Raw genomic sequence first — 20938 nt, forward strand, 5'->3', positions numbered from 1 at the left:
GAACCGGGGCGCGGGCCCGGTCCGAGGCGTCGGCCGGGCCGCGGGTCCGGGCCCCGGTCCGAGGCGTCGGCCGGAGCCCGGGTCCCTCCCCGGGGCCTCGGCGCCTACACGGGCCCGGTCATCTTGGACAGGCCCCCCGCGCCCGCGGGCAGGAACAGCGCGAAGGTCGTCGGCTTGGTCTGCACCAGCTCGATCCGGGCACCCTCGGACTCGGCGATGTGCCGGGCCAGGGCCAGGCCCAGCCCGGTCCCGCCCCCTCCGCTCACCTCGCGTTCGAAGATCCGGCCCGACAGGTGCTCGGGCACGCCCTCGCCCTCGTCGCTCACCTCGATGCGCACCGACTGCCCGGTGTCCAGCCGTCGGATGGTGACCGTTCCCGCGCCGTGCTTGTAGGCGTTCTCCACCAGCGTCGCCACGATCTGGGCCAGGTCGGTGGAGACGGTCATCGCGGTCAGCCCGTCGTCGCCGGTGACGAGCAGTCTGCGCTGCGCGGACTGGAAGACCGGCTGCCACTCCTCCTGGAGGTGGTTCAGGACGGGGTCGAGCTCCACCGCCTCCACCTCGGGGTTCTGGCTCTTGCGGGCCCGCCCCAGCAGGCTCTCCACGGTCTCCACCAGGCGTTCGGTCTGGGCGAGGGCGGCCTCGCCCTCCTCACGGACCACCTCGGGGTTGTCCGCCTCGGCGAGGATCTCCTCCAGGCGCATCGTCAGTGCGGTCAGCGGCGTGCGCAGCTGGTGCGAGGCGTCGGTCGCGAAGTGGCGCTCGGTGGCGATCAGTCCGGCGATGCGCTCGGCGCTGCGGTCCAGGACCTCCGCCACCCGGTCGGCCTCCGGTATCCCGTACCGGTGCCCCCACGGCGTGGTCACGCCCGAGCCCAGGCGCTCGGCGGTGGCCGCCAGGTCGAGCAGGGGCAGGGTCAGCCTGCGGGCCTGGAACATCGACAGCCCGACGGCGACGCCGATGGCCAGCAGGGACAGCGACGCGATCCCCATCCAGGCGCGGACCACGCTCTGCTGCACGCTCTCGGCGCTCATCCACACCTCGACGCGCGTGCCCCGGCCGGTGGTCGCGGCCGCCTTGAGCATGCTCGGGGAGTCGGGCGCCTCGGGGTTGAGCGCGGGATCGCCCGCGGTCACCGAGGTGGGCTCCCCCGCCGGGGTGATCCGGATGAAGCGGTGGGGATGGTCGCGGTCGAACTCGCCCAGGTCGAGTTCGCCGTGCAGCTCCAGCATGGTGTCGCTCTCGGAGCCGATCAGCTCCGCCTCGCCCTGGAGCTGACGGGTGCTCTCGTCGTACACCAGTTTGTACGTGAGCGCGCCCAGGGGCAGCCCGAGCAGCATGACGGCGATGACGGTCACCACCAGGGTGGAGAAAACCATCCGCCTGCGCATGTCACCTCATGTCCGTCCGACCCGGAGGCGACCGACCGGCGCGGGGCGCCTCGAAAGGTCGTGTCAGTCTCGCTCGAACCGGAAGCCCACGCCCCGGACGGTCGTGATGTACGACGGCTGGTTGGCGTCGTCCCCCAGCTTGCGGCGCAGCCAGGAGATGTGCATGTCCAGGGTCTTGGTCGAACCCCACCAGTTGGTGTCCCACACCTCGCGCATGATCTGCTCGCGGGTGACCACCTTGCCCGCGTCGCGGACGAGCACGCGCAGCAGGTCGAACTCCTTGGTGGTGAGCTGGAGCTCGCGTTCGCCCAGCCAGGCCCGTCGGGAGTCGTTGTCGATGCGCACGCCGTGCACGACGGGCACCTCGGCGCCGCCCCGGCGCAGCAGGGCGCGCACGCGCGCCAGGAGTTCGGCGAGCCGGAAGGGCTTGGTGACGTAGTCGTCGGCGCCCGCGTCGAGGCCGACGACGGTGTCGACCTCGTCGGCGCGGGCGGTCAGGATGAGAATGGGCGTTCCGTGACCCTCGGCCCGGAGCCGACGCGCCACCTCAAGCCCGTCCATTTCGGGTAGCCCGAGATCCAGGACCATGAGGTCTATGTCTCCCGCACGGGCACGGTCGAGTGTCTCAACGCCGTTGACGGTCACGTCCACCGTGTAGCCCTCGCGCCGGAGCGCGCGCGCGAGAGGCTCGGAGATCGAGACATCGTCTTCGGCCAGCAAAACGCAGGTCATGTTGTCGATCGTAGGTCCGGGGACGCGCATTTCCCTATTATGCGCGCCGGATGTCCCAAGGTTGGTCGAAAATACGCTAATCACATACCGGGCAAAAGGTTCAATTCGCCATCCCAGTACTTTTCTTTACACTTACATGGTGATACTGGGAAACTCGTGTCAGGTTCCGTGTCATCCGGACCGCGCCCCCGGGTGAACAGTGTGGCTGGGAAAATGGGACGATTCATTGCAAAACGTTTGGTAGGTCGGCGCCAGGACAACGAAGCGTGGAGCCGAAGCACCCGTCACCAGCCCCGACAGCGAGGAGAACGTACGTGAGTCCCGACAGTTCGCCACCGCCCTGGAGACCGCCGGGGGCGTACACGCCCCAGGGAGGGCAGCCTCCCCACGGGGTCCAGAACCCGCAGGACGCACAGGGTCCTCAGGGCCGACCGATGCCTCCGAACCCGCAGAGCCCCCAGAGCCCTCAGAGCTTCCAGAGTCCTCAGAGCCCGCAGGGCCCACCGGGAGGCCCGAACCCACAGACAGCACAGGGGAGCCAAGGGCCACACACCTCCCAGACTCCCCAGGGGCCTCCACACCCTCAGGGGTTCCAGACACCTCAGGTCTCTCCTGCCCCTCAAGGCTCGCGGGGTCCTTACGGACCGCAGATTTCCCAAGGACCTCAGGGACCTCAGGGACCTCAAGGTCCGCAGGGGCCTTACGGGCAGCCGCCCCAGCCGCCCCGCCCGTCCCAGCCGGGCCGCTACGGCACCGGTCTGCTGGCCGTGCTCGCCGTGATCGCGGTGCTGGCGGGTGCGTCCTTCCTCGGTGGAGGACTCGCCCTCGGTGGCAGGGTGACCGGTCTCGTCGCCGCGGACAGCGGTTCCGAGCCCTCGGCGGAGCCCGGCGGCGAGCCGACACAGGAGGCGCCGACCGAGGACCCGGCTCCCACCGGGGCCCCAGCGCCCACCCGGGAGCCCCTGCCCACCGACGAGCCCTCCGCGGAGCCGACGGACGAACCGACCTCCGAGACGGAGAACCTCATCAGCTCGGAGGAGCTGATCAACGAGCTGCGCCGCGACTTCGAGATCGACGCCCGCCAGGACATCACCGACGAGGTCTGCGGTTCGGACCCCGGCGCCGAGGAGACCACCCTCTTCCAGTGCACCTCGTCGATGGACACCAACCTGGTGCGGGTGGCAGCCTTCGAGAACTCCGGAATCGCGATGATCGCCGCGATGGCCATGCTGGAGAGCGAGGAGAACTCCGCGGCGGACATCCAGGACGCCTGCCACTTCGTGCTGGTGTGGTTCGAGGAGAACGGCCTGGACCAGCAGGAGCGCGACGACATGGCCGAGGCCACGCGCGAGATCGTGGGCTGCCCCTGACCGGATCCGGCGGGCTCCGGGGCCCGGCCGAGGGACCGGACCGCCGGGAGGACTGCCGGTGCGGAGCCCAGGGCCCGCAGGCCCGCAGACCAACGAAGCGCCAGGGCCGGACGGCCGCCCGACTCCGCACGCGCGGTGTCAGCAGGCCGTCCGGCCGCCCTTGGAACCAGCACTGTGGGGCCAGCACTGTGGGGCCAGCCCTTCGGGGCCGACCCGGTGGGGTCGGCCCCGGTGTCAGGAGTCCGAGCCCGGGGAGTCCGCGCCCGCGGCCTCCCCGCGCCTGCGGCCCAGGTAGAGCGCGGCCCCACCGGCCGTGACGGCGACCGCGGCCGCCGCCACCAGGCCGAGCAGCGCGCCGCCCGTCCGCGGCAGGGAGCCGTCCGCGTTCCCGCCGGGCCTGCCGGAACCGTCGTCCGGGCCGTCCGTGGCGGGCGGGTCCGTCGGGTCAGGTCCCGGCCCGCCGTCCGGGTCGGTGGGCTCGCCGGTGGGTTCGCCGGTCGGCGGGTCGGTGGGCGTTCCGCCGCCGTCACCCTCGGGGACGGTGGCCCGCTCTCCCACCACGATGCGGCCGGAACCGCCCTCGGGGTAGGCGGCCTCGGTCACCCGGCCCTCCAGCGTTCCGGTGAGCAGCCCCTCCAGCGCGGCCTGGTAGGTCGCGCCCACCACGGTGAAGTCCGCTCCGCGGAAGGGGTACATGTCGCCGCCCCGGGCGGAGAAGTCGTTGGTCACGATCGTGATCGGGTCGCCGTCCACGACCTCGCCGTCCTCGACGAGCACCGTTCCGTCGTGCAGGATCGCGCTGCGGACCCGCTCGCCGGGGGCGGTCACGGTGCCCTCCTCGTCCACCACCTGCGCCGCGCGCTCCGGGTCGTAGGCGAAGTTGACCCCGGCGACCTGCATGAACGCGCCGCTGGCCGCGGGAGCCGCGGCCACACCCTGCTCCAGCAACTCCTTGACCTGCGAGCGCGGGAGGTCGGGGACCACCGCCACCTGGTTGGCGAACGGGGCGATCGAGTAGGTGTCCAGCGCGGTCAGCGGACCGGCCGGGAGCACCGAGGCGTTGCGGATGCCGCCGCCGTTCTGGATGCCGATCCGCGGAGCGGGCACACCGTACTCCTGCGCGTTGCGCACGCCGGTGTCCAGCAGCGCGTCGGCCACCAGGTTGCCCAGGTTGGTCTCCTGGGTGCGCACGCCGGGGTTCTGGACGCCGTTGAGGTCGACCTCGCTGGTGGCCACCTCCGTCTCCGCCAGCCCCGCGACGTACTCGGACACGGGCGCGGTGACCTGCGACGCCACCTCGGGGTGGGGCCCGACCGCGTCCTCTCCGACGCCGGAGACCCGGACCGGCCCCGAACGGTCGGAGACCGACACCAGGTCACCGCCGTCGAAGTTCACGACCAGCCGGCCCACGTACTTGTAGTTGGACCCGGCGGTGACGATGGGCACTCCGACGCCCTCGGGGTTGGTGGCCATGAGCGGGTAGGTCAGGGGCTCGCCGGTCTCCGGGTGCGCCGTGACCTCGTCGCCGGGCACCAGGGCGTCGTCGGCGTCGGCCATCACCTCGTGTCCGCCACCCGCGACGATGACGTCGACGCCGGTCAGCTCACGGGCCACCCGCTCCTCGTAGGCGATCCCCTGGAGGTGCGACAGGAGGATGATCTTGTCCACGCCCTCGGCGGTCAGCCGGTCGACCTCGGCCTGCACGGGGGCGACGAGGTCCTCCACCACCACGTCGCGCGGACTGGTGATGGTGTCCAGCGGCGGGTACAGCGCGCCGACGACGCCGACCTCGTGGCCGGAGGCCTCCACCACGGTGCTGGGCGCGATCCGGCCCCCGTCCGCCAGGGCGGCCAGGCGCGGCTCGGCGGACACGTCCACGTTGGCGGCGACCACCGTGGTGTCCCCGCCCAGCCGTTCGAGGAAGTCCGCGTACACGTCCGGGCCGAAGTCGAACTCGTGGTTGCCCATGGAGACCGCGTCGTAGTCCGCGTGGTCGGCGGCGAGGGCGTCGTGGAAGGGGGCGCCCTCCTCCCGGGAGGCGGCGAACTCCGGCCCCGGCAGGTACATGTCCCCCGCGTTGACCGTGACGACGCCGCGCTCGTCGGCCTCGTCCTCCCCGGCCGCGGCGCCGCCGCCCTCGGCCTCGCGCAGCCGGTCGAGCAGTGTCGTGAAGCGGGCGGCGCCGCCGAAGTCCTCCTGTCCGGAGGCGGAGAGCAGCTGGGACTCGGGGTCGTTGGCGTGCAGGACCGTCAGGGTGAAGTCGGCGCCGTCCCCGGGGTTCATGGGGACGGCCGCGCCGGCCGCGGGGGCGGACGGCACCACCAGGGCGCCGGTCAGCACCAGAGCGGCCGAGGCGCGCACGAGTCTGGACATCGTTGCGGGGCTCCTTCGCGGGCGGGGGATCCGCCGGGGCGGACGGGGCGGGGGACAGGTCCGGAGGGGTTCACACTAGAGCCGCCGGGGCCGGGGCACATGGTTCCCAGGGTTACGATTTGCAGAATCTGCGGTTCCGATACCGGTTTTCGGCCTGCCCGTATCGCGCTGCGTGATCGGGCGGCTCCCATGGTCCGCCCGGAGCCGCGCCTCCCGCGCCCCGGACCCCTACCATGGGTGGGACAAGCCGTCTCGACATCCCTCGGAGGACGTCCGTGTTTTCCTCTGGCCAGGACCCGTACGACCCCAACGGGCCGCAGGGCGCGGGCGGCGTCCCGCCGTACGGGACGCCCGGCTACGGGGCCGGTTTCGACGCGCTCCACCCCGACGCCCCCCTCCCCAGGAAGGTGGCGGTCGTCCGCGCCCTGATGTTCGTGGGCGGCGCCTGCGGGCTGGCCCTGTCCGGCCTCTTCCTCATGGGGCTCAGCGTCTCGGCCGACGCGATGGACGAGGCGCTGCGCCAGCAGGCCGAGCTCGCCGCGGAGGAGGGCCTGGAACTCGCCGTCAGCGCCGAGGCGATGCGCGCCATGATGGTCGTCATGGCGGCGGTCACGGGCGTGTACGGGCTGCTGTCCACGCTCCTGGCGGGCAGGATCCGGCGCCGCACGGTCGGCGTGTTCTGGGGCGTCGTGCTCTTCCAGGGCGCGGCGGGCGCGCTCCTGCTGTGGACCGTGCTGGCCGGGGACGTCCTCGCACTCGTCCCGCTGGGCTTCGCGGTCATGATGCTGGCGTACATGCTCTCCCGCGAGGGCCGCGCCCACTACGGGCTCCTCTGACCGGGGTTGTCCACAGCCCCCTACCGGAGGCCGGGCCTCTCCGGTTTCCTGGAAGTCGGGGGCCCCGGGGCCCGCCCACGTCGTGCTGCCCGCCTTCCCCGGCACGCCACCCCGAGCGGGCCCCGCCCGGTCCGGCGCACGCCGCCAGCCCCTCCCACGCTCCTTTCCGCGTCCCCTTCCACGGTCCCTCCGCGACCCCTCCCTCAGCCCTCCCCGCGGCTGAACAGCCCCGTCCGCGGGGGCTGCGGCGGGCGCACCGCCACCTCCGTCCACCGCCGCTCCAGCAATCCCCGCACGGCCGCCGCCCCGGTGACGGCCCCCGCCTCCCCGGAACCACCGGACGCGCGCACCCCGCCCCCGGCGTTCTCCAGGGACAGGGCGGCGCGCAGCAGTCCGGCGGAGTCGGGACGCTCCCCGGGGTCCTTGGACATCGCGGCCAGCACCAGCCGCTCCAGACCGGGCGGCAGGTACTCCAGGTCCGGCTCCTCGAACATCACGCGCCGGGCCATCTCCTTGGCCCCGGCCCGGCCGAACGGGTCGTGCCCGGCCGCCGCGAAGGCCACCGTCGCGCCCCACAGGAACACGTCCGCGCTCTGTGCGGTGGGCTGGCGCCGGTACTGCTCGGGGCTGATCCACCCCGGGGTGCCCAGCCGGTCGACCCGCTCGCTGACCCGCCCGTCGGCCAGCCCCTCCGGCGAGGGCAGCCGCAGGTCCCGGTAGGCCCGGCGCATCCGCCGCAGACGCATCCACTTGGTGGGGTCGGGGTCCTCCACCGGGTGCGCGATCCCGAAGTCCAGCAGTTTGGGCCCCTTGTCCGAGAGCACCACGTTGCTGGGCTTGAGGTCGCGGTGGACCACTCCGGCGGCGTGGACGGCCCGCAGCGCCTCGGCGGCGCCCACGGCCAGTCCCAGGAGCATCCCCCCGCGCAGACGGCCGTACCGCTCCACGTGGTGGCGCAGGGTGGGCCCCGGCACGTACTCGGTGATCATCCACGGCCGCGGCGCCTCCACGTCGGCGCGCACGAACCGCGCCACCGAGGGGCTGTTCACCCTCGCCAGGAGGCGGGCCTCGTGCGCGAAGCGCTCCCGGAAGCGCCGGTCCGCCGCCTGCTCGGCGTGGACGACCTTGACCGCCAGGTAGCCGTGCACGCCGGGGGAGTCGGCCGCGTAGACCGTGCCCATCCCCCCGGAGCCGATCCGCCCCCGCACCCGGTGCCCGCCGATCTCGCGGGGGTCGTCCGGCTCCAGGGGGTCGAGCCTGCGCACGCCTCGCGCCTTCATGGGGACTCCCGTTTCACTGGGGACACAGGGGACGCGATCCTATCGGCGTGGGCACGGCGTTCGGAGGTCCATGCGGCCGAAAACCCCTACACGGCAGGAGGTTTCGGTATAAAGATGTCGTAAAGCTCATGCGTGGCCGCACGCCCGAACCGGGAAGGACACGATGGAGCTCACCCTCTCCGGCGGGCACAACGTCATCCTCACCTCCGACATGCGCCGGTCGATCCGCCTCGCCGCGCCCCTGGGCGACCGGAGGGACGTGTGGTGCCCCGACGTCCGCAAGCCGGGGGAGAGCGCGCCCCTCATCGCCCAGGGCCTGGCCGAACGCGACGCCCACGGGGCGCTCGTCCTCACCGAGCGCGGGGTCCAGGTCCGGTCCGTGCTCCTGCCCCTGGTCGGCCTGGTCGGCGAGCCCGGACGGGAGGGCAGGCCCACGCTCGATCCCTCCCTGCCCGAGAAGCGCGCCCGCGCGCTACGTGCCGCCCTGGACCAGACACGGGTTGGAGGTGTTCCTCGCGGTGTCGGCCGACCGGACGGACGGGGCAAAACGCTCCTGCGCGTGCTCTACGCGTCCTTCTGCACCCTGGGCATGGCCGGGGGCTTCCTGGGCCTGCCGTTCGTTGTCGTACTCGTGCTCCTGGTGGTCACTGTCCTTGCGGTGGGAGGCGCGTCCATGGCTCACCTGCGTCTTCAGCAGGCGGATACGGAGCACGACCCCGTGCGGACCGTGGTGTCCGCGGAGGGGGAGTTCGTGTCCCCCGGAACGCTCGACGAGGAGTCCCGCGCACTCCTGGAACGCGCGCAGGGCGCCGTCGACGCTGTCCTGGGCTCCCCGCTGCACGAACGCGGGCTCCTGTTGGACACCGTCCGCAACCGCGTGGTGCTGGCCGACGTGGAGTGGTCCGTCGCCCGCAGCCTCCTCCACCAGACCCGGGTCAGGGAGCGGATCGCACGGACGCCCACGCCCGGCCAGCGCAGCCGCGAGGCCGCCGCCCGCGCCGGTGCCGTCCTGGCCGCCGAGACGGCCGAGGTGACGGCGCGGATCGCCGTCCTGGAGGACTACGCCGGACGCGTGCGCGCCGCCGAACTGGACGAGCAGGACCGCCGGTCGGCCCGGGAACTCGACGCGATCGCCGCCGAGGCGGCCGAGGTCGGTGCCGTGCACGAGCAGAGCGCCGAGATGCTCGACTCCCTCGTCCGGGCCCAGGAGCTGGCCCTGCGGGTGGCCGCGCTCGCCGACGACCAGGACTGAACCGCTCCCGCGCGGGGTCGTCCACAGGCCGAGGCCGGGCCTGCCGAACGTCGGCGGTCTCTGGCACTGTCGTAGGGGAGGAAGGGAGCTCCGCCATGACCCCCGGACAGTTCATCGACGCCGCCCTGTGGTTCCCCGAGGCCGAGGAGACCGAGCCCTTCGGCCCCGGCTACCTGGTCTACAAGGTGGCCGGACAGAAGATGTTCGCCCTGCTCATGGGGGGAGGTGCCGGGGGCGGCCCCGCCACGGTCAACCTCAAGTGCGATCCGGAGCTGGCCCTGGAGCTGCGCGACCAGTTCCCCGCGGTCACCCCCGGGTACCACATGAACAAGAAACACTGGAACTCCGTGCTCCTGGACGGCACGGTGCCCGAGGACGAGATCCTGGAGATGCTCAGACACTCCTACGTCCTGGTGGCGGGGAGCCTGCGCCGGGCCGACCGCGACCGCGTGCTCGCGGTGCTGGGCGACGGCGCGCCGGAGACCGGCGGACCGGCCCCGCTGGCCCCGGAGAGGGTGTGAACGAGGAGAGGACCGCCACGTGCCCGACGCGACCTTCCGACCAGCCGTCGTCCAGGGCGTCCTGGAGCGGGTCACCTACGCCAACGAGGAGAACGGGTACACCGTCGCCAAGGTCGACACGGGCCGGGGCGCGCACGACCTCCTCACCGTCGTGGGTTCCCTCATGGGCGTCCAGCCCGGCGAGGCGCTGCGCATGCGCGGCCGCTGGGGCTCCCACCCCCAGTACGGCCGCCAGTTCCACGTGGACGACTACACGACCGTCCTGCCCGCCACGGTCCAGGGCATCCGCCGCTACCTCGGCTCCGGCCTGATCAAGGGCATCGGCCCCAAGATGGCCGAGCGGATCGTCGGCCACTTCGGCACCGACGCGCTGGAGGTCATCGAGGAGCACCCCGAACGGCTCATCGAGGTCCCGGGCCTGGGGCCCAAGCGCACCCGGCTCATCGCCGACGCCTGGGAGGAGCAGAAGGCCATCAAGGAGGTGATGGTCTTCCTCCAGGGCGTGGAGGTCACCACCTCCCTGGCCGTGCGCATCTACAAGAAGTACGGCGACGCCTCCATCCAGATCGTGCAGAAGGAGCCCTACCGCCTGGCCACCGACGTGTGGGGGATCGGCTTCAAGACCGCCGACACCATCGCCCGCGCGGTCGGCATCCCGCACGACAGCCCGCAGCGGGTCATGGCGGGCATCCAGTTCACCCTCTCGGAGTCCACCGGCGACGGGCACGTCTACCTGCCCGAGGAGAAGCTCATCTCGGCGGCCGTGAAGATCCTCCAGGTGGAGGCCGGGCTGGTGATCGAGTGCGTGGCCGAACTCGTGGCCACCGAGGGCGTGGTCCGCGAGACGGTGCCCGGGCCCGAGGGCGAGCCCGTGCGCGCCGTCTACCTGCTGCCCATGCACCGCGCCGAGATCGGCCTCGCCTCCGGCCTGCGCGGCCTGCTCCACGCCCCGGCGGACCGCATGCCCGCGTTCGCCGGGGTGGACTGGGACGTGGCCCTGGACTGGCTGCGCTCGCGCACGCGCGCCGACCTCGCCGAGGCCCAGAGCGAGGCCGTGCGGCTGGCCCTGTCGGAGAAGGTGTGCGTGCTCACCGGCGGGCCCGGCTGCGGCAAGTCCTTCACGGTCGCCTCCATCGTCACCCTGGCCATGGCCAAGCACGCCACGATCGTCCTGGCCGCGCCCACCGGACGCGCCGCCAAGCGCCTCACCGAGATGACCGGCATCGAGGCCCGTACGGTGCACCGGCTCCTCGAACTCCGCCCCGGAGGCGACGCCGCCTACGACCGCGACAACCCCCTCGACTGCGACCTCCTGGTGGTGGACGAGGCCTCCATGCTGGACGTGATCCTGGCCAACAAGCTGGTCAAGGCGGTCCCGCCCGGGGCGCACCTGTTGTTCGTCGGAGACGTGGACCAGCTGCCCTCCGTGGGCGCGGGCCAGGTGCTGCGCGACCTGCTGGACGGGGACTCCCCCGTGCCGAGCGTGCGCCTGACCCACGTCTTCCGCCAGGCCCAGCACTCCGGGGTGATCACCAACGCCCACCGGATCAACGGCGGCGAGCCGCCGGAGTTCCAGGGGATGTCCGACTTCTTCCTCTTCCCGTGCGAGGAGTCCGAGGACGCGGCCGAGATGACCGTGGACGTGGTCGCCCGCCGTATCCCGCGCCGGTTCGGCCTCGACCCGCGCCGGGACGTGCAGGTCCTCACCCCCATGAAGGGCGGCCCGGCCGGCGCGGCCAACCTCAACACGGCCCTCCAGGGCGCCGTGACGCCCTCCGGCGAGCACGTCCCCGAACGCCGGTTCGGCGGACGCGTCTTCCGCGTCGGCGACAAGGTCACCCAGGTCCGCAACAACTACGACAAGGGCGAGAACGGGGTGTTCAACGGAACGCTCGGCGTGGTCACGGGGCTCGACGAGGTGGCCCAGGAGGTCCTGGTCCGCACCGACGAGGACGAGGAGATCGCCTACGACTTCGCCGAGCTCGACGAGCTCGCCCACGCCTACGCCATCACCGTGCACCGCTCCCAGGGCAGCGAGTACCCCGCGGTGGTCGTGCCCGTCACCACCAGCGCCTGGATGATGCTCCAGCGCAACCTGCTCTACACGGCCGTCACCAGGGCCAAGAAGCTGGTCGTCCTCGTCGGCTCCCGCCGCGCCCTGGCCCAGGCGGTGCGCAACGCCTCCTCCGGACGCAGGCACACGGCCCTGGCGCACCGGCTGCGGTCGGCCGGTCGTCCGCTGGGGGAGCCCCCGGCCGCGGACGCCCCCTGACAGCACACCACGAGAAAAGACGGTGAACGTTCGCCGATATCCATCACGCGCGTCCGTCGGGCGAAATATGCTCTGCCCCAGTCTCCGGCTTCGGGCGCCGCGTCCCGACCCGATCGGACGACCAGCCACATCGGAGGCCGACGCTCTTTCCACTCCCCCCGGAGAGCGGCGGCACCCCCGGGCGCCGGCCTCCCAGCGCCGGCGCCCGGGGCCCACGCCCGCCGCCCCGAAGGTCCCAGGCCCTGGCTAGGGTGGAGCACTGTGGAACAGCAGACCCTGATCGTGGTGGGCGCCGTCATCGTCCGTGACGGCCGCGTCCTGGCCGCACAGCGCGCCGAACCCGAGGTCCTGCGCGGCCGGTGGGAGTTCCCCGGGGGCAAGGTCGACCCGGGGGAGGCCCCGGATCTGGCCCTGGTCCGCGAGTGCCGCGAGGAACTCGGCGTCACCGTCCGCCCCCTGCACCAGCTCGGCGCGGACGCGCCCTTTCCCGCGCCCGCCAGGAGGCACACGCGTCCCGCGGTGCTGCGGCTCTGGCGCGCGGAACTGGTCGCGGGGGAGCCCCGCCCCCTGGAGCACCTGTCCCTGCGCTGGCTCGCCGCCGACGAGCTGCGCGGACCGGACTGGCTGCCCGCCGACGTGCCCTTCCTCGACCTCGTCGAACCCCTGCTCACCCCGGGCGCGGTACCCCGTTCCTGACCCACGCGGGTGCGCGGGCGCCGCCGTGCGCGCGGGAGCGGGCGGACGGTCCCGCGCGTCGCCGCGCGCCGGACAGGGGCGACCGGGCTCCGCGGGGCCGTGACGACGGCGGCGGCCTGCACGTTTCCCCACCAGACCACCATGACCGCATAAACTGGCGGCGGGCCGTGGCACTCCGCGGTTCTTCCCAGTACCAGGAGAACGAGACTTTCCCATGTCCAGCGCTACGCCCGTCGAGGGCTCCGCACGCCGCAGCGACCTCCGTAACGTCGCGATCGTGGCCCATGTGGACCACGGCAAGACGACCCTCGTTGACGCCATGCTCTGGCAGTCCGGTGTGTTCCGGGAGAACCAGGACGTCGACGACCGGGTGATGGACTCCAACGACCTCGAGCGCGAGAAGGGCATCACCATTCTCGCCAAGAACACGGCCGTCCACTACACCACGCCCGAGGGCGAGGACGTGGTCATCAACATCATCGACACCCCCGGCCACGCCGACTTCGGCGGCGAGGTCGAGCGCGGCCTGTCGATGGTCGACGGCGTGGTCCTGCTCGTGGACGCCAGCGAGGGCCCCCTCCCGCAGACCCGCTTCGTGCTGCGCAAGGCCCTCCAGGCCAAGCTCCCCGTCATCCTCGTGATCAACAAGGTGGACCGGCCCGACAGCCGGATCGCCGAGGTCGTGGACGACACCTACGAGCTGTTCATGGACCTGGACGCCGACGAGTCGCAGATCGAGTTCCCGATCGTCTACGCCTGCGCCCGCGACGGCAAGGCCTCCCTGGAGCGCCCCGCCAACGGCACGGTGCCCGACAACGACAACCTCGTGCCGCTGTTCAGCACCATCCTGGACACCATCCCGGCACCCGAGTACGTCCCCGGGGCCCCGCTCCAGGCGCACGTGACCAACCTGGACGCCTCCCCGTTCCTGGGCCGCCTGGCGCTGTGCCGCATCCAGCACGGCGAGCTGCGCAAGGGCCAGCAGGTCGCGTGGATCCGCACCGACGGCAGCATCCAGCAGGTCAAGCTCACCGAGCTGCTCATGACCGACGGCCTGGAGCGCAAGCCCGCCGAGAAGGCCGGGCCCGGCGACATCGTCGCCATCGCCGGTATCGAGGAGATCATGATCGGCGAGACCCTCGCCGACCTGGAGAACCCGGTCGCGCTGCCGCTGATCCGGGTGGACGAGCCCGCCATCTCCATGACCATCGGCACCAACACCTCGCCGCTGGTCGGCAAGGTCAAGGGCGCCAAGGTCACCGCGCGCCTGGTCAAGGACCGCCTCGACAAGGAACTCATCGGCAACGTCTCCCTGAGGGTCCTGCCCACCGAGCGCCCCGACACCTGGGAGGTGCAGGGCCGCGGCGAGCTGGCGCTGGCCATCCTGGTCGAGCAGATGCGCCGCGAGGGCTACGAGCTGACCGTCGGCAAGCCGCAGGTGGTCACCCGGGTCGTGGACGGCAAGGTGCACGAGCCCGTCGAGCGCCTCACCGTGGACGCCCCCGAGGAGTACATGGGCGCCATCACCCAGCTGCTCAGCATTCGCAAGGGCCGCATGGAGAACATGGTCAACCACGGCACCGGTTGGGTGCGCATGGACTGGCTGGTGCCCTCCCGCGGCCTCATCGGCTTCCGCACCGAGTTCCTCACCGAGACCCGCGGCACCGGCATCGCCCACCACGTCTTCGAGAAGTTCGAGCCGTGGTTCGGCGAGCTGCGCACCCGCCCCAACGGGTCCCTGGTGGCCGACCGCGCCGGCGCCGCCGTCGCGTTCGCGATGTTCAACCTCCAGGAGCGCGGCACGCTCTTCGTCGAGCCGGGCACCGAGGTCTACGAGGGCATGATCGTGGGCGAGAACTCGCGCTCCGACGACATGGACGTGAACATCACCAAGGAGAAGAAGCTCACCAACATGCGCTCGGCCACCGGCGACGAGCTGGTGCGCCTGGTGCCGCCGCGCAAGCTGTCCCTGGAGCAGGCCCTGGAGTTCTGCCGCGAGGACGAGTGCGTGGAGGTCACCCCCGAGCACGTGCGCATCCGCAAGGTCGTCCTGGACCAGAAGGAGCGCGGCCGGATGACGGCCAACAAGAAGCGCCAGCAGCAGTAGGACCGCTGCCCCCGTGCGTGGGCGGGCCGCCTCGGCGGCCCGCCCACGACGCGTTTTCCGGTGGCTCCCCTCGGGTAGACCCGTGAGCAGCTTGACTTCTCTCCCAGCTGAAGCGGGGAGATTCTTTCCTCGCGGGTTGAGCCTTCTGCTTCGTAGCCGGTTGTCGACCCGAACCAACGGCGGGGGACGGGGGGCCGCCCATCGGTCTTACATCAGCTCCACAGACATCTTCCGCCAGCCCGGCGGTAGGCCGAACCGGACGTGGTTCTCGTCCGAGCCGACGCGGGTCAGGCGAGCACCGGCTCGAGCGTTGGTTCGCGGGTTCGGCGATTCTGGTGGGCGGTGATCCGCCCGGGGCGGACAACCGTTTCCCGTCCCGTTCCGTGGGAGCCGATTCCTCGCTTGCCCGAGAGCCAGAGTTTCCTCGGAAGGATCCAGATGAAGTCCGAGCCCACGTGTCCCCGTTGCGGGCGCGCGGTCCAGCCTCCGGGGCTGTGGACCAGCGCCTGGCAGTGCGAAGCCCACGGGCCGGTGGCGCCGCTCCAGGAGGTGCGCGCCCCCGGGCCGGCCGCGCTGGAGGCACTCCTGCCCAAGGCGCACGTCCCGGTCTGGATCCCCTGGCCGCTACCCGCCAACTGGGTGGTCACCGGCTTCGCCGAGGCCGGTGACGACCGCAGCGGCGCCCTCGCCACGGCCGTCGCCCTCTCCGGTCCCGACCTGGTCGGCGGTGTCGGCGAGGTGGTCATCGTCGCCGAGGACCCGGGGGTCGGGCTCGGCGCCCGCCTCGCCGGGCTGGAGGGCCCCGACCCCGGCGACGGCTTCGACACCTCCGCCGCCGACGCCAAGGTGCGCTTCGACGGCCACGAGATCGCCCTGTGGAGTCTGGCCCTGGGTCCCGACCGCGCCGTCTACACCGGCGAGGCGCTCGCCCAGTGGCTGTGGCTCGTCTTCGCCTCCGCCGACACCGGCGTGCTCATGTGCGAGATCAGCGCCCTGCGGGACCTGCGCGACATCCGCGACGGCGGACTCTCCCTGGAGCCGCCCTTCGGCGCCCCCAGTCCCTTCCTCACCCGGGCCCTGGCGCCCCGGCGGGACGCGGGCTGAGCGGGAGGCCCTCGCCCCGGCGGACCGCGCCGGACCACGGCCTACGTACAATCGCCCGGTGACACGTATCGACCTGCACGCACACAGCTCGGTCTCCGACGGAACCGACACCCCCGCCGAAGTCGTCGAGCACGCGGTCGCCGCGGGTCTCGACGTGCTCGCCCTCACCGACCACGACACGGTCGGCGGAATCGGAGAGGCGGCCGAGCACCTGCCCCCCGGATTCACCCTGGTCCCCGGGATGGAGCTCTCCTGTGCCCACGCCGGGTCCAGCGTCCACCTGGTGTGCTACCTGTTCGATCCCGACGACCCCGCGCTCACCGGTGAACTGCGCCGGGTCCGCTCCGACCGGGCCTCCCGCGCCGAGGAGATGGTCCGCAAGCTCCGCGAGCACGAGGTCGACGTCACCTGGGAGCGGGTGCTGGAGATCGCGGGCGCGGGCCGCGACGAGTACGCCGACGCCAACACGATCGGCCGCCCGCACCTGGCCCGCGCGATCGTGGAGGCGGGCGCGGCCAGGGACGTGCAGGACGCCTTCGACCGCTGGATCGGCTCCGGCGGCCCGGCCTACGCCTCGCGGTACGCGATCGACCCGGTCCACGCGGTGGAGCTGGTCCGGGCGGCGGGCGGGGTCTGCTCGCTGGCGCACCCGGGGCGGGCCGAGGGCGCCCTCAACGGCGCGGTCCCCCTCGAACTCGTGGAGCGCATGGCCGGGGCCGGCCTGGGCGCGATCGAGGCCGACCACCCCTCGCACAACCGGCAGCAGGCCCGCCACTGGCGGGGCGTGGCCGGGGAGCTGGGCGTGCTGGTCACCGGCTCCAGCGACGACCACGGAAGCCTCACCGGTCACCGCCTGGGGTGCAGGACCACCGCCCCGGAGGCGTTCGAACAGCTCGTGGCGCCCGCGACGGGGGTACCCCTTCTGCGCGGGTGAACCGCGTGTCGTCCTCCCGGCGTCCGGTACGGTACCGACCACTGTGCGGGAGCGCGACAATGGTCGCAGCGCAACCACCCATACCCGGACGAAGTCGAGAGGTCTGAGCCGTGTTCTGGAATCGGAAGTCGAAGAAGCAGGAGGGCCAGGAGGCCACCGATTCCGCTGCGGAGGCCGCGGCGGAGCACGAGGAGACCGCCTCCGCCAGCGGGGACGGGTCCGCTGACGACGGGGCGAAGGACCCGGCCGGAACCGCTGAGGCCGCGGCGGAGGCCGCCGACGACGGTGCCGCGGAGCCCGCCGCCGACGCCGGGGACGCCGCGAAGGCGGAGGACGAGGGTACCGACGGCACGTCCGACGAGGACACCACCGCGGACAGCGTCGAGGACGACGTGGACGACACGGACGACGTCGAGGACTCCGCGGACGGGGACGGGAAGACGGAGAAGGCCGGGGCTTCGGAGGAGTCCGAGGACTCCGACGAGTCCGCGGAGGCCGAGGAGCCGGTGAACGCCGACGTCTTCGCCGACGAGGGCGAGGAGGTCGGGGTGACCGGCCCCGACGGAGAAGGCATCACCCGCGTGCGCACCGCCGGGACCTTCGAGTTCGACGACGAGGAGTACCCGGTCGTCAGCAACACCTGGATCATCGACGCCGACGACGAGGGCGTCGTCGTCATCGACCCCGGCCACGACGCCGAGGCGATCCTGGCCGCCGTCGGTGAGCGCGAGGTCTACCTGGTGGCCTGCACCAACGCCTACAGCCCCCACATCGAGGCGGCCATCAAGGTCGCCGAGGAGTCCGAGGCCCCCATCGCGCTGCACCCCCGCGAGATGCGCGCCTGGCGCCGCCACCACGGCGCCGAGCACCGCCCCGAGATCGAGGTGGAGGGCCAAGGCGCCCTCGACATCGGCAAGCTGCACATCGACGTCCTGGCCCTGCCCGGAACCTCCCCCGGCACCGTCGGCTACTACCTCAGCGAGCGCGGCGTCGTCTTCGGCGGTGACACCCTGCGCAAGGGCGAGCCCGGCATGGTCGGCAACACCTACATCGACTACACCACGCAGCTCGCCTCCATCGGCGAGGCGCTGCTGTCCCTGCCCCCGGACACGCGCATCCTGCCCGACCGCGGCCCCGCCACCACCGCGGCGGCCGAGGGCAAGAACTTCGACTCCTGGGTCTGAGCACGGACTCTCCGGGGCCCCGTCCCCGCACGGCCGCCGCTGACCCGCCACGTTGACGGGTCAGCGGCGGCCGTCGCCGTGGGGACCGCGATCAGCGACGGCCCACCGACTCCGCCTCGTTCCAGAACGCGGTCAGCGCGCTCGCGACGGTCTCGGGCGCCTCCACGTTGGGGGAGTGCCCGGCGCCGGGCACCACGAGGCGCTTGGCGCCCAGCCGCTCGGCCATCCGGTCCTGCTCCTCCAGCGGCCAGGCGTCGTCGTTCTCGCCGTACAGGACCAGCTTGGGGGCGTCCACCCGGGCCAGTTCGTCCACGCGGTCCGGCGCGGACACCAGTTCCTCGGCCATGTGCATCAGGCCCACGGCGCTGCTCCTCAGCAGCCGGTCGCGCAGGAAGTCACGGATCTCGGACCGGGGGCTGCGGGCCCGCGCCACGGAGTCGAACTGCTCCTCCCACAGCTCGCGGAGCCGCTCGGTGGTGGGGTTGATGGACACGGCGGCGATGAGGCCGCTCGCCGTGCCCGCGCCCGGACCGCTCAGGGCGCCGGGGCCCGAGCACAGGAGGGTGAGCGAGGCCAGCGGCGCCATCTCCACCAGCGCGGCCTCGCGTGAGACCAGCCCGCCGAAGGAGTGGCCCAGCAGGTGGACGGGGCCGCCGTCGCCGACCTGGTCCAGGACCTCGGCGACCACCGCGCCCAGGGAGGGCAGGCCGTAGTCCGGCCTGCGCACGCCCGGGGGAGGGGAGAGGGATTCGGGGCCCGGTGACTCGTAGGTGCCGGGAAGGTCGATCGCGACCACCTCCCGCCCGGCCTGGGCCAGGCTCTGGAGGAGGGCGATGAAGTCCTCCTTGCTGCCGGTGAACCCGTGCACCAGGACAGCGGGGGCCAGTTCGGGGCCGCCGGAGGTGGGCAGCGCCCGCAGGGCGGCCACCGGACCGTACGACAGGGTCAGATCGGCGCGTCGCACGCCCGGTGGCAGGTCGATGAACTGAGGTGTACTCACGTCGGGTCACCCTAGACGATCGTCGGCCCGGGCAGACATAACCCGGGCCGTGGCCGACGGCCGGGGCCGGTGTGGACGTCGGCCCCGGGGCCCCGCGACCGGGCCGCGGGGCACACGGCCGCGACGCCCGCCCGTGGCGGGCGCCGGAAGGGATCAGGTGTTCTCGGGGTCCCTGCGGACCGCGCCGCGGGTACGGCGGCGGCGCCGTACCTTGCGCGCGCCCTCGTCGGAGGGTGCCGCGCCCTCACGCGGCGCCTCCTGGGCCGCCGGGGCGCCCTCGGCCTTCCTGCCCGCCGCGGCCTCGGCCCCGGCGCTCTGGCCGCCTCGGGTGCGCCGACGCGGACGGCTGCTGCGGCTCCGGCCGCGACCGCCCTCGTCACGGCCGCTCTCACCGCGTGCGCTCTCACCGCGTGCGCTCTCACCGCGCCCGCTCTCGGCACGCGAGCCCTCGCCGCGGCCCCGGCCCCGTCGGCCGCCGCGCTCGCCGCGCGCCACGCCGGTGTCGCCGATGTCCTCGATCTCCTCGGCCTCCAGACCCGCGTGCTCGTCACGCCGGTCCGCGGCCAGCTTGCCCTTGGTCCCGGTCGGGATCCGCAGCGCCTCGAAGAAGTGCGGCGAGTTGGAGTAGGTCTCCTCCGGCTCGTGGAAGGGCAGGTTGAGGGCGCCGTTGATCAGCTTCCAGCGCGGCATCTCCTGCCAGTCCACGAAGGTGACGGCGGTGCCGCTGCGCCCGGCGCGGCCGGTGCGGCCGATGCGGTGCGTGTAGGTCTTCTCGTCCTCGGGGGTCTCGTAGTTGACCACGTGCGTGACGTCGTCCACGTCGAGTCCCCGGGCGGCCACGTCGGTGGCGACCAGGATGTTGATCTTGCCGTTGCGGAAGGCCCGCAGGGCCCGCTCGCGCTGGCTCTGCCCCAGGTCGCCGTGGACGGCCGCGACGGCGAACCCGCGCGTCTCCAGGTCGCCCGCCACCCGGTCGCAGGCGCGCTTGGTCTGGCAGAACACCATGCTCTGGCCGTGGTCCTGCGCCTGGAGCAGGCGGGCGAGCATCTCGATCTTGTCCATCTGGTGGGTACGGAACGCGTGCTGCGTGATCTGCCCCGTGATGGCCGAGCCGTCGATCTCGTCGTCGTCGCTCGCGCGCACGTGCGTGGGGCGGTGCAGGTACTTGCGCGACAGGGAGACGATCTCGCTCGGCATGGTGGCCGAGAAGAGCATCGTCTGGCGCTCGCTCGGGGTCCTGGTGAGGATGCGCTCGATGTCGGGCAGGAAGCCCAGGTCGAGCATCTTGTCGGCCTCGTCCAGCACCACCGCGGACACGCCGCCCAGGCTCAGGTGCTTCTGCTTCTCCAGGTCCAGCAGGCGGCCCGGGGTGCCGACGACGACGTCGGTGCCCTCCTTGAGGCCGTTGACCTGGGGCTCGTAGGAGCGGCCGCCGTAGACGGTCAGGATGCGGGTCCCGCTGCGCTTGCTGGCGGTGGTCAGGTCCGCGGCGACCTGGATGGCCAGCTCGCGGGTGGGGACCACGACCAGGGCGCGCGGCCGCTTGGACGTTCCGGGGTCCTTCTGCGCCCGCTGGAGCAGGGGCAGGCCGAAGGCCAGGGTCTTACCGGTGCCGGTACGGGCCTGGCCGATGATGTCGCTGCCGCCCAGCGCGATCGGCAGGGCGAGCTCCTGGATGAGGAAGGGCTCGATGATCCCCTCGGCCTCCAGGGCGTCCGCGAGTTCGGTGCTCACACCGAGGTCGCGGAAGGTCGTCTTCGGTTTGGTTGTGACTTCTGTGCTGCTCAGGGCTCAAGCCTCCATCTTGGCGGGCCGCAACGTTGGCGTGGCCGCGGCGGGATGCGGTCGCGGACGGCTCCTTGGCCGCCGCGGGGGCGCGGCTCACC

General features: G+C 72.7%; 16 protein-coding genes. 10 read left to right on the top strand and 6 right to left on the bottom strand.

All coding sequences use genetic code 11. From position 1 onward, the window contains the following. Positions 1 to 104: 104 nt before the first annotated feature. Entirely contained in the window at positions 105 to 1391 is a 1287-nt protein-coding gene (locus FYW99_RS11150) for a sensor histidine kinase (protein ID WP_150251939.1), read from the bottom strand. A 63-nt stretch (positions 1392 to 1454) separates the two neighbouring features. Beyond that, positions 1455 to 2123 (bottom strand): response regulator transcription factor, encoded by a 669-nt coding sequence (locus tag FYW99_RS11155; protein ID WP_013154850.1) that lies wholly within the window; start codon positions 2121 to 2123, stop codon positions 1455 to 1457. A 767-nt stretch (positions 2124 to 2890) separates the two neighbouring features. Here FYW99_RS11155 and FYW99_RS11160 point away from each other — a divergent pair. After that, a complete protein-coding gene (locus FYW99_RS11160) occupies positions 2891 to 3493 on the top strand; it encodes a hypothetical protein (RefSeq protein WP_150251940.1) in 603 nt (200 codons plus the stop codon). A gap of 234 nt (positions 3494 to 3727) precedes the next feature. On the opposite strand, the gene FYW99_RS11165 is transcribed toward FYW99_RS11160, so the two are convergent. Next, positions 3728 to 5866 carry a bifunctional metallophosphatase/5'-nucleotidase gene (locus FYW99_RS11165; RefSeq protein WP_150251941.1) on the bottom strand — a complete coding sequence of 713 codons (2139 nt, stop codon included), beginning with the start codon at positions 5864 to 5866 and terminating at the stop codon, positions 3728 to 3730. Between the two features lie 275 nt (positions 5867 to 6141). Between FYW99_RS11165 and FYW99_RS11170 the strand changes: the two genes are divergently transcribed. Next, positions 6142 to 6702 (top strand): hypothetical protein, encoded by a 561-nt coding sequence (locus tag FYW99_RS11170; protein WP_150251942.1) that lies wholly within the window; start codon positions 6142 to 6144, stop codon positions 6700 to 6702. 203 nt (positions 6703 to 6905) lie between these two features. Here FYW99_RS11170 and FYW99_RS11175 read toward each other — a convergent pair whose 3' ends face one another. After that, positions 6906 to 7982 (bottom strand): serine/threonine-protein kinase, encoded by a 1077-nt coding sequence (locus tag FYW99_RS11175; protein ID WP_150251943.1) that lies wholly within the window; start codon positions 7980 to 7982, stop codon positions 6906 to 6908. 163 nt (positions 7983 to 8145) lie between these two features. Between FYW99_RS11175 and FYW99_RS11180 the strand changes: the two genes are divergently transcribed. The 8 genes from FYW99_RS11180 to FYW99_RS11215 all read left to right on the top strand — a co-directional run bounded on the left by FYW99_RS11180 (position 8146) and on the right by FYW99_RS11215 (position 18052). Continuing rightward, positions 8146 to 9234, top strand: a complete 1089-nt coding sequence (locus FYW99_RS11180; protein WP_150251944.1) for a hypothetical protein — start codon at positions 8146 to 8148, stop codon at positions 9232 to 9234. A 95-nt stretch (positions 9235 to 9329) separates the two neighbouring features. Then, positions 9330 to 9755, top strand: coding sequence for an MmcQ/YjbR family DNA-binding protein (locus tag FYW99_RS11185; protein ID WP_150251945.1), 426 nt, complete (start codon positions 9330 to 9332; stop codon positions 9753 to 9755). Between the two features lie 19 nt (positions 9756 to 9774). Then, positions 9775 to 12027, top strand: coding sequence for an SF1B family DNA helicase RecD2 (gene recD2 / locus FYW99_RS11190; protein WP_150251946.1), 2253 nt, complete (start codon positions 9775 to 9777; stop codon positions 12025 to 12027). A gap of 261 nt (positions 12028 to 12288) precedes the next feature. Next, positions 12289 to 12723 (top strand): (deoxy)nucleoside triphosphate pyrophosphohydrolase, encoded by a 435-nt coding sequence (locus tag FYW99_RS11195; RefSeq protein ID WP_150251947.1) that lies wholly within the window; start codon positions 12289 to 12291, stop codon positions 12721 to 12723. Positions 12724 to 12937: 214 nt separating this feature from the next. Continuing rightward, complete coding sequence (typA, locus tag FYW99_RS11200; protein ID WP_150251948.1) at positions 12938 to 14830, top strand: translational GTPase TypA; 1893 nt, start codon at positions 12938 to 12940, stop codon at positions 14828 to 14830. 438 nt (positions 14831 to 15268) lie between these two features. Then, positions 15269 to 15934, top strand: coding sequence for a DUF6758 family protein (locus FYW99_RS11205; protein WP_150251949.1), 666 nt, complete (start codon positions 15269 to 15271; stop codon positions 15932 to 15934). A gap of 58 nt (positions 15935 to 15992) precedes the next feature. Further along, entirely contained in the window at positions 15993 to 16868 is an 876-nt protein-coding gene (locus FYW99_RS11210) for a PHP domain-containing protein (RefSeq protein WP_150251950.1), read from the top strand. A gap of 110 nt (positions 16869 to 16978) precedes the next feature. Next, positions 16979 to 18052, top strand: a complete 1074-nt coding sequence (locus tag FYW99_RS11215) for an MBL fold metallo-hydrolase (RefSeq protein ID WP_150251951.1) — start codon at positions 16979 to 16981, stop codon at positions 18050 to 18052. Between the two features lie 91 nt (positions 18053 to 18143). On the opposite strand, the gene FYW99_RS11220 is transcribed toward FYW99_RS11215, so the two are convergent. Beyond that, complete coding sequence (locus FYW99_RS11220) at positions 18144 to 19016, bottom strand: alpha/beta fold hydrolase (RefSeq protein WP_150252255.1); 873 nt, start codon at positions 19014 to 19016, stop codon at positions 18144 to 18146. 189 nt (positions 19017 to 19205) lie between these two features. Continuing rightward, complete coding sequence (locus FYW99_RS11225; RefSeq protein WP_150251952.1) at positions 19206 to 20786, bottom strand: DEAD/DEAH box helicase; 1581 nt, start codon at positions 20784 to 20786, stop codon at positions 19206 to 19208. Between the last annotated feature and the right edge of the window lie 152 nt (positions 20787 to 20938).

The sequence above is a fragment of the Nocardiopsis deserti genome, assembly GCF_008638355.1.
GTDB lineage: Bacteria > Actinomycetota > Actinomycetes > Streptosporangiales > Streptosporangiaceae > Nocardiopsis > Nocardiopsis alborubida.

Bases quoted from the DNA above. Each gene is read 5' to 3' on its own strand.
- typA (WP_150251948.1), top strand. From the start codon at position 12,938: ATGTCCAGCGCTACGCCCGTCGAGGGCTCCGCACGCCGCAGCGACCTC.
- FYW99_RS11165 (WP_150251941.1), bottom strand. From the start codon at position 5,866: ATGTCCAGACTCGTGCGCGCCTCGGCCGCTCTGGTGCTGACCGGCGCC.
- FYW99_RS11155 (WP_013154850.1), bottom strand. From the start codon at position 2,123: ATGACCTGCGTTTTGCTGGCCGAAGACGATGTCTCGATCTCCGAGCCT.
- FYW99_RS11185 (WP_150251945.1), top strand. From the start codon at position 9,330: ATGACCCCCGGACAGTTCATCGACGCCGCCCTGTGGTTCCCCGAGGCC.
- FYW99_RS11175 (WP_150251943.1), bottom strand. From the start codon at position 7,982: ATGAAGGCGCGAGGCGTGCGCAGGCTCGACCCCCTGGAGCCGGACGAC.
- FYW99_RS11180 (WP_150251944.1), top strand. From the start codon at position 8,146: ATGGAGCTCACCCTCTCCGGCGGGCACAACGTCATCCTCACCTCCGAC.
- FYW99_RS11205 (WP_150251949.1), top strand. From the start codon at position 15,269: ATGAAGTCCGAGCCCACGTGTCCCCGTTGCGGGCGCGCGGTCCAGCCT.
- FYW99_RS11150 (WP_150251939.1), bottom strand. From the start codon at position 1,391: ATGCGCAGGCGGATGGTTTTCTCCACCCTGGTGGTGACCGTCATCGCC.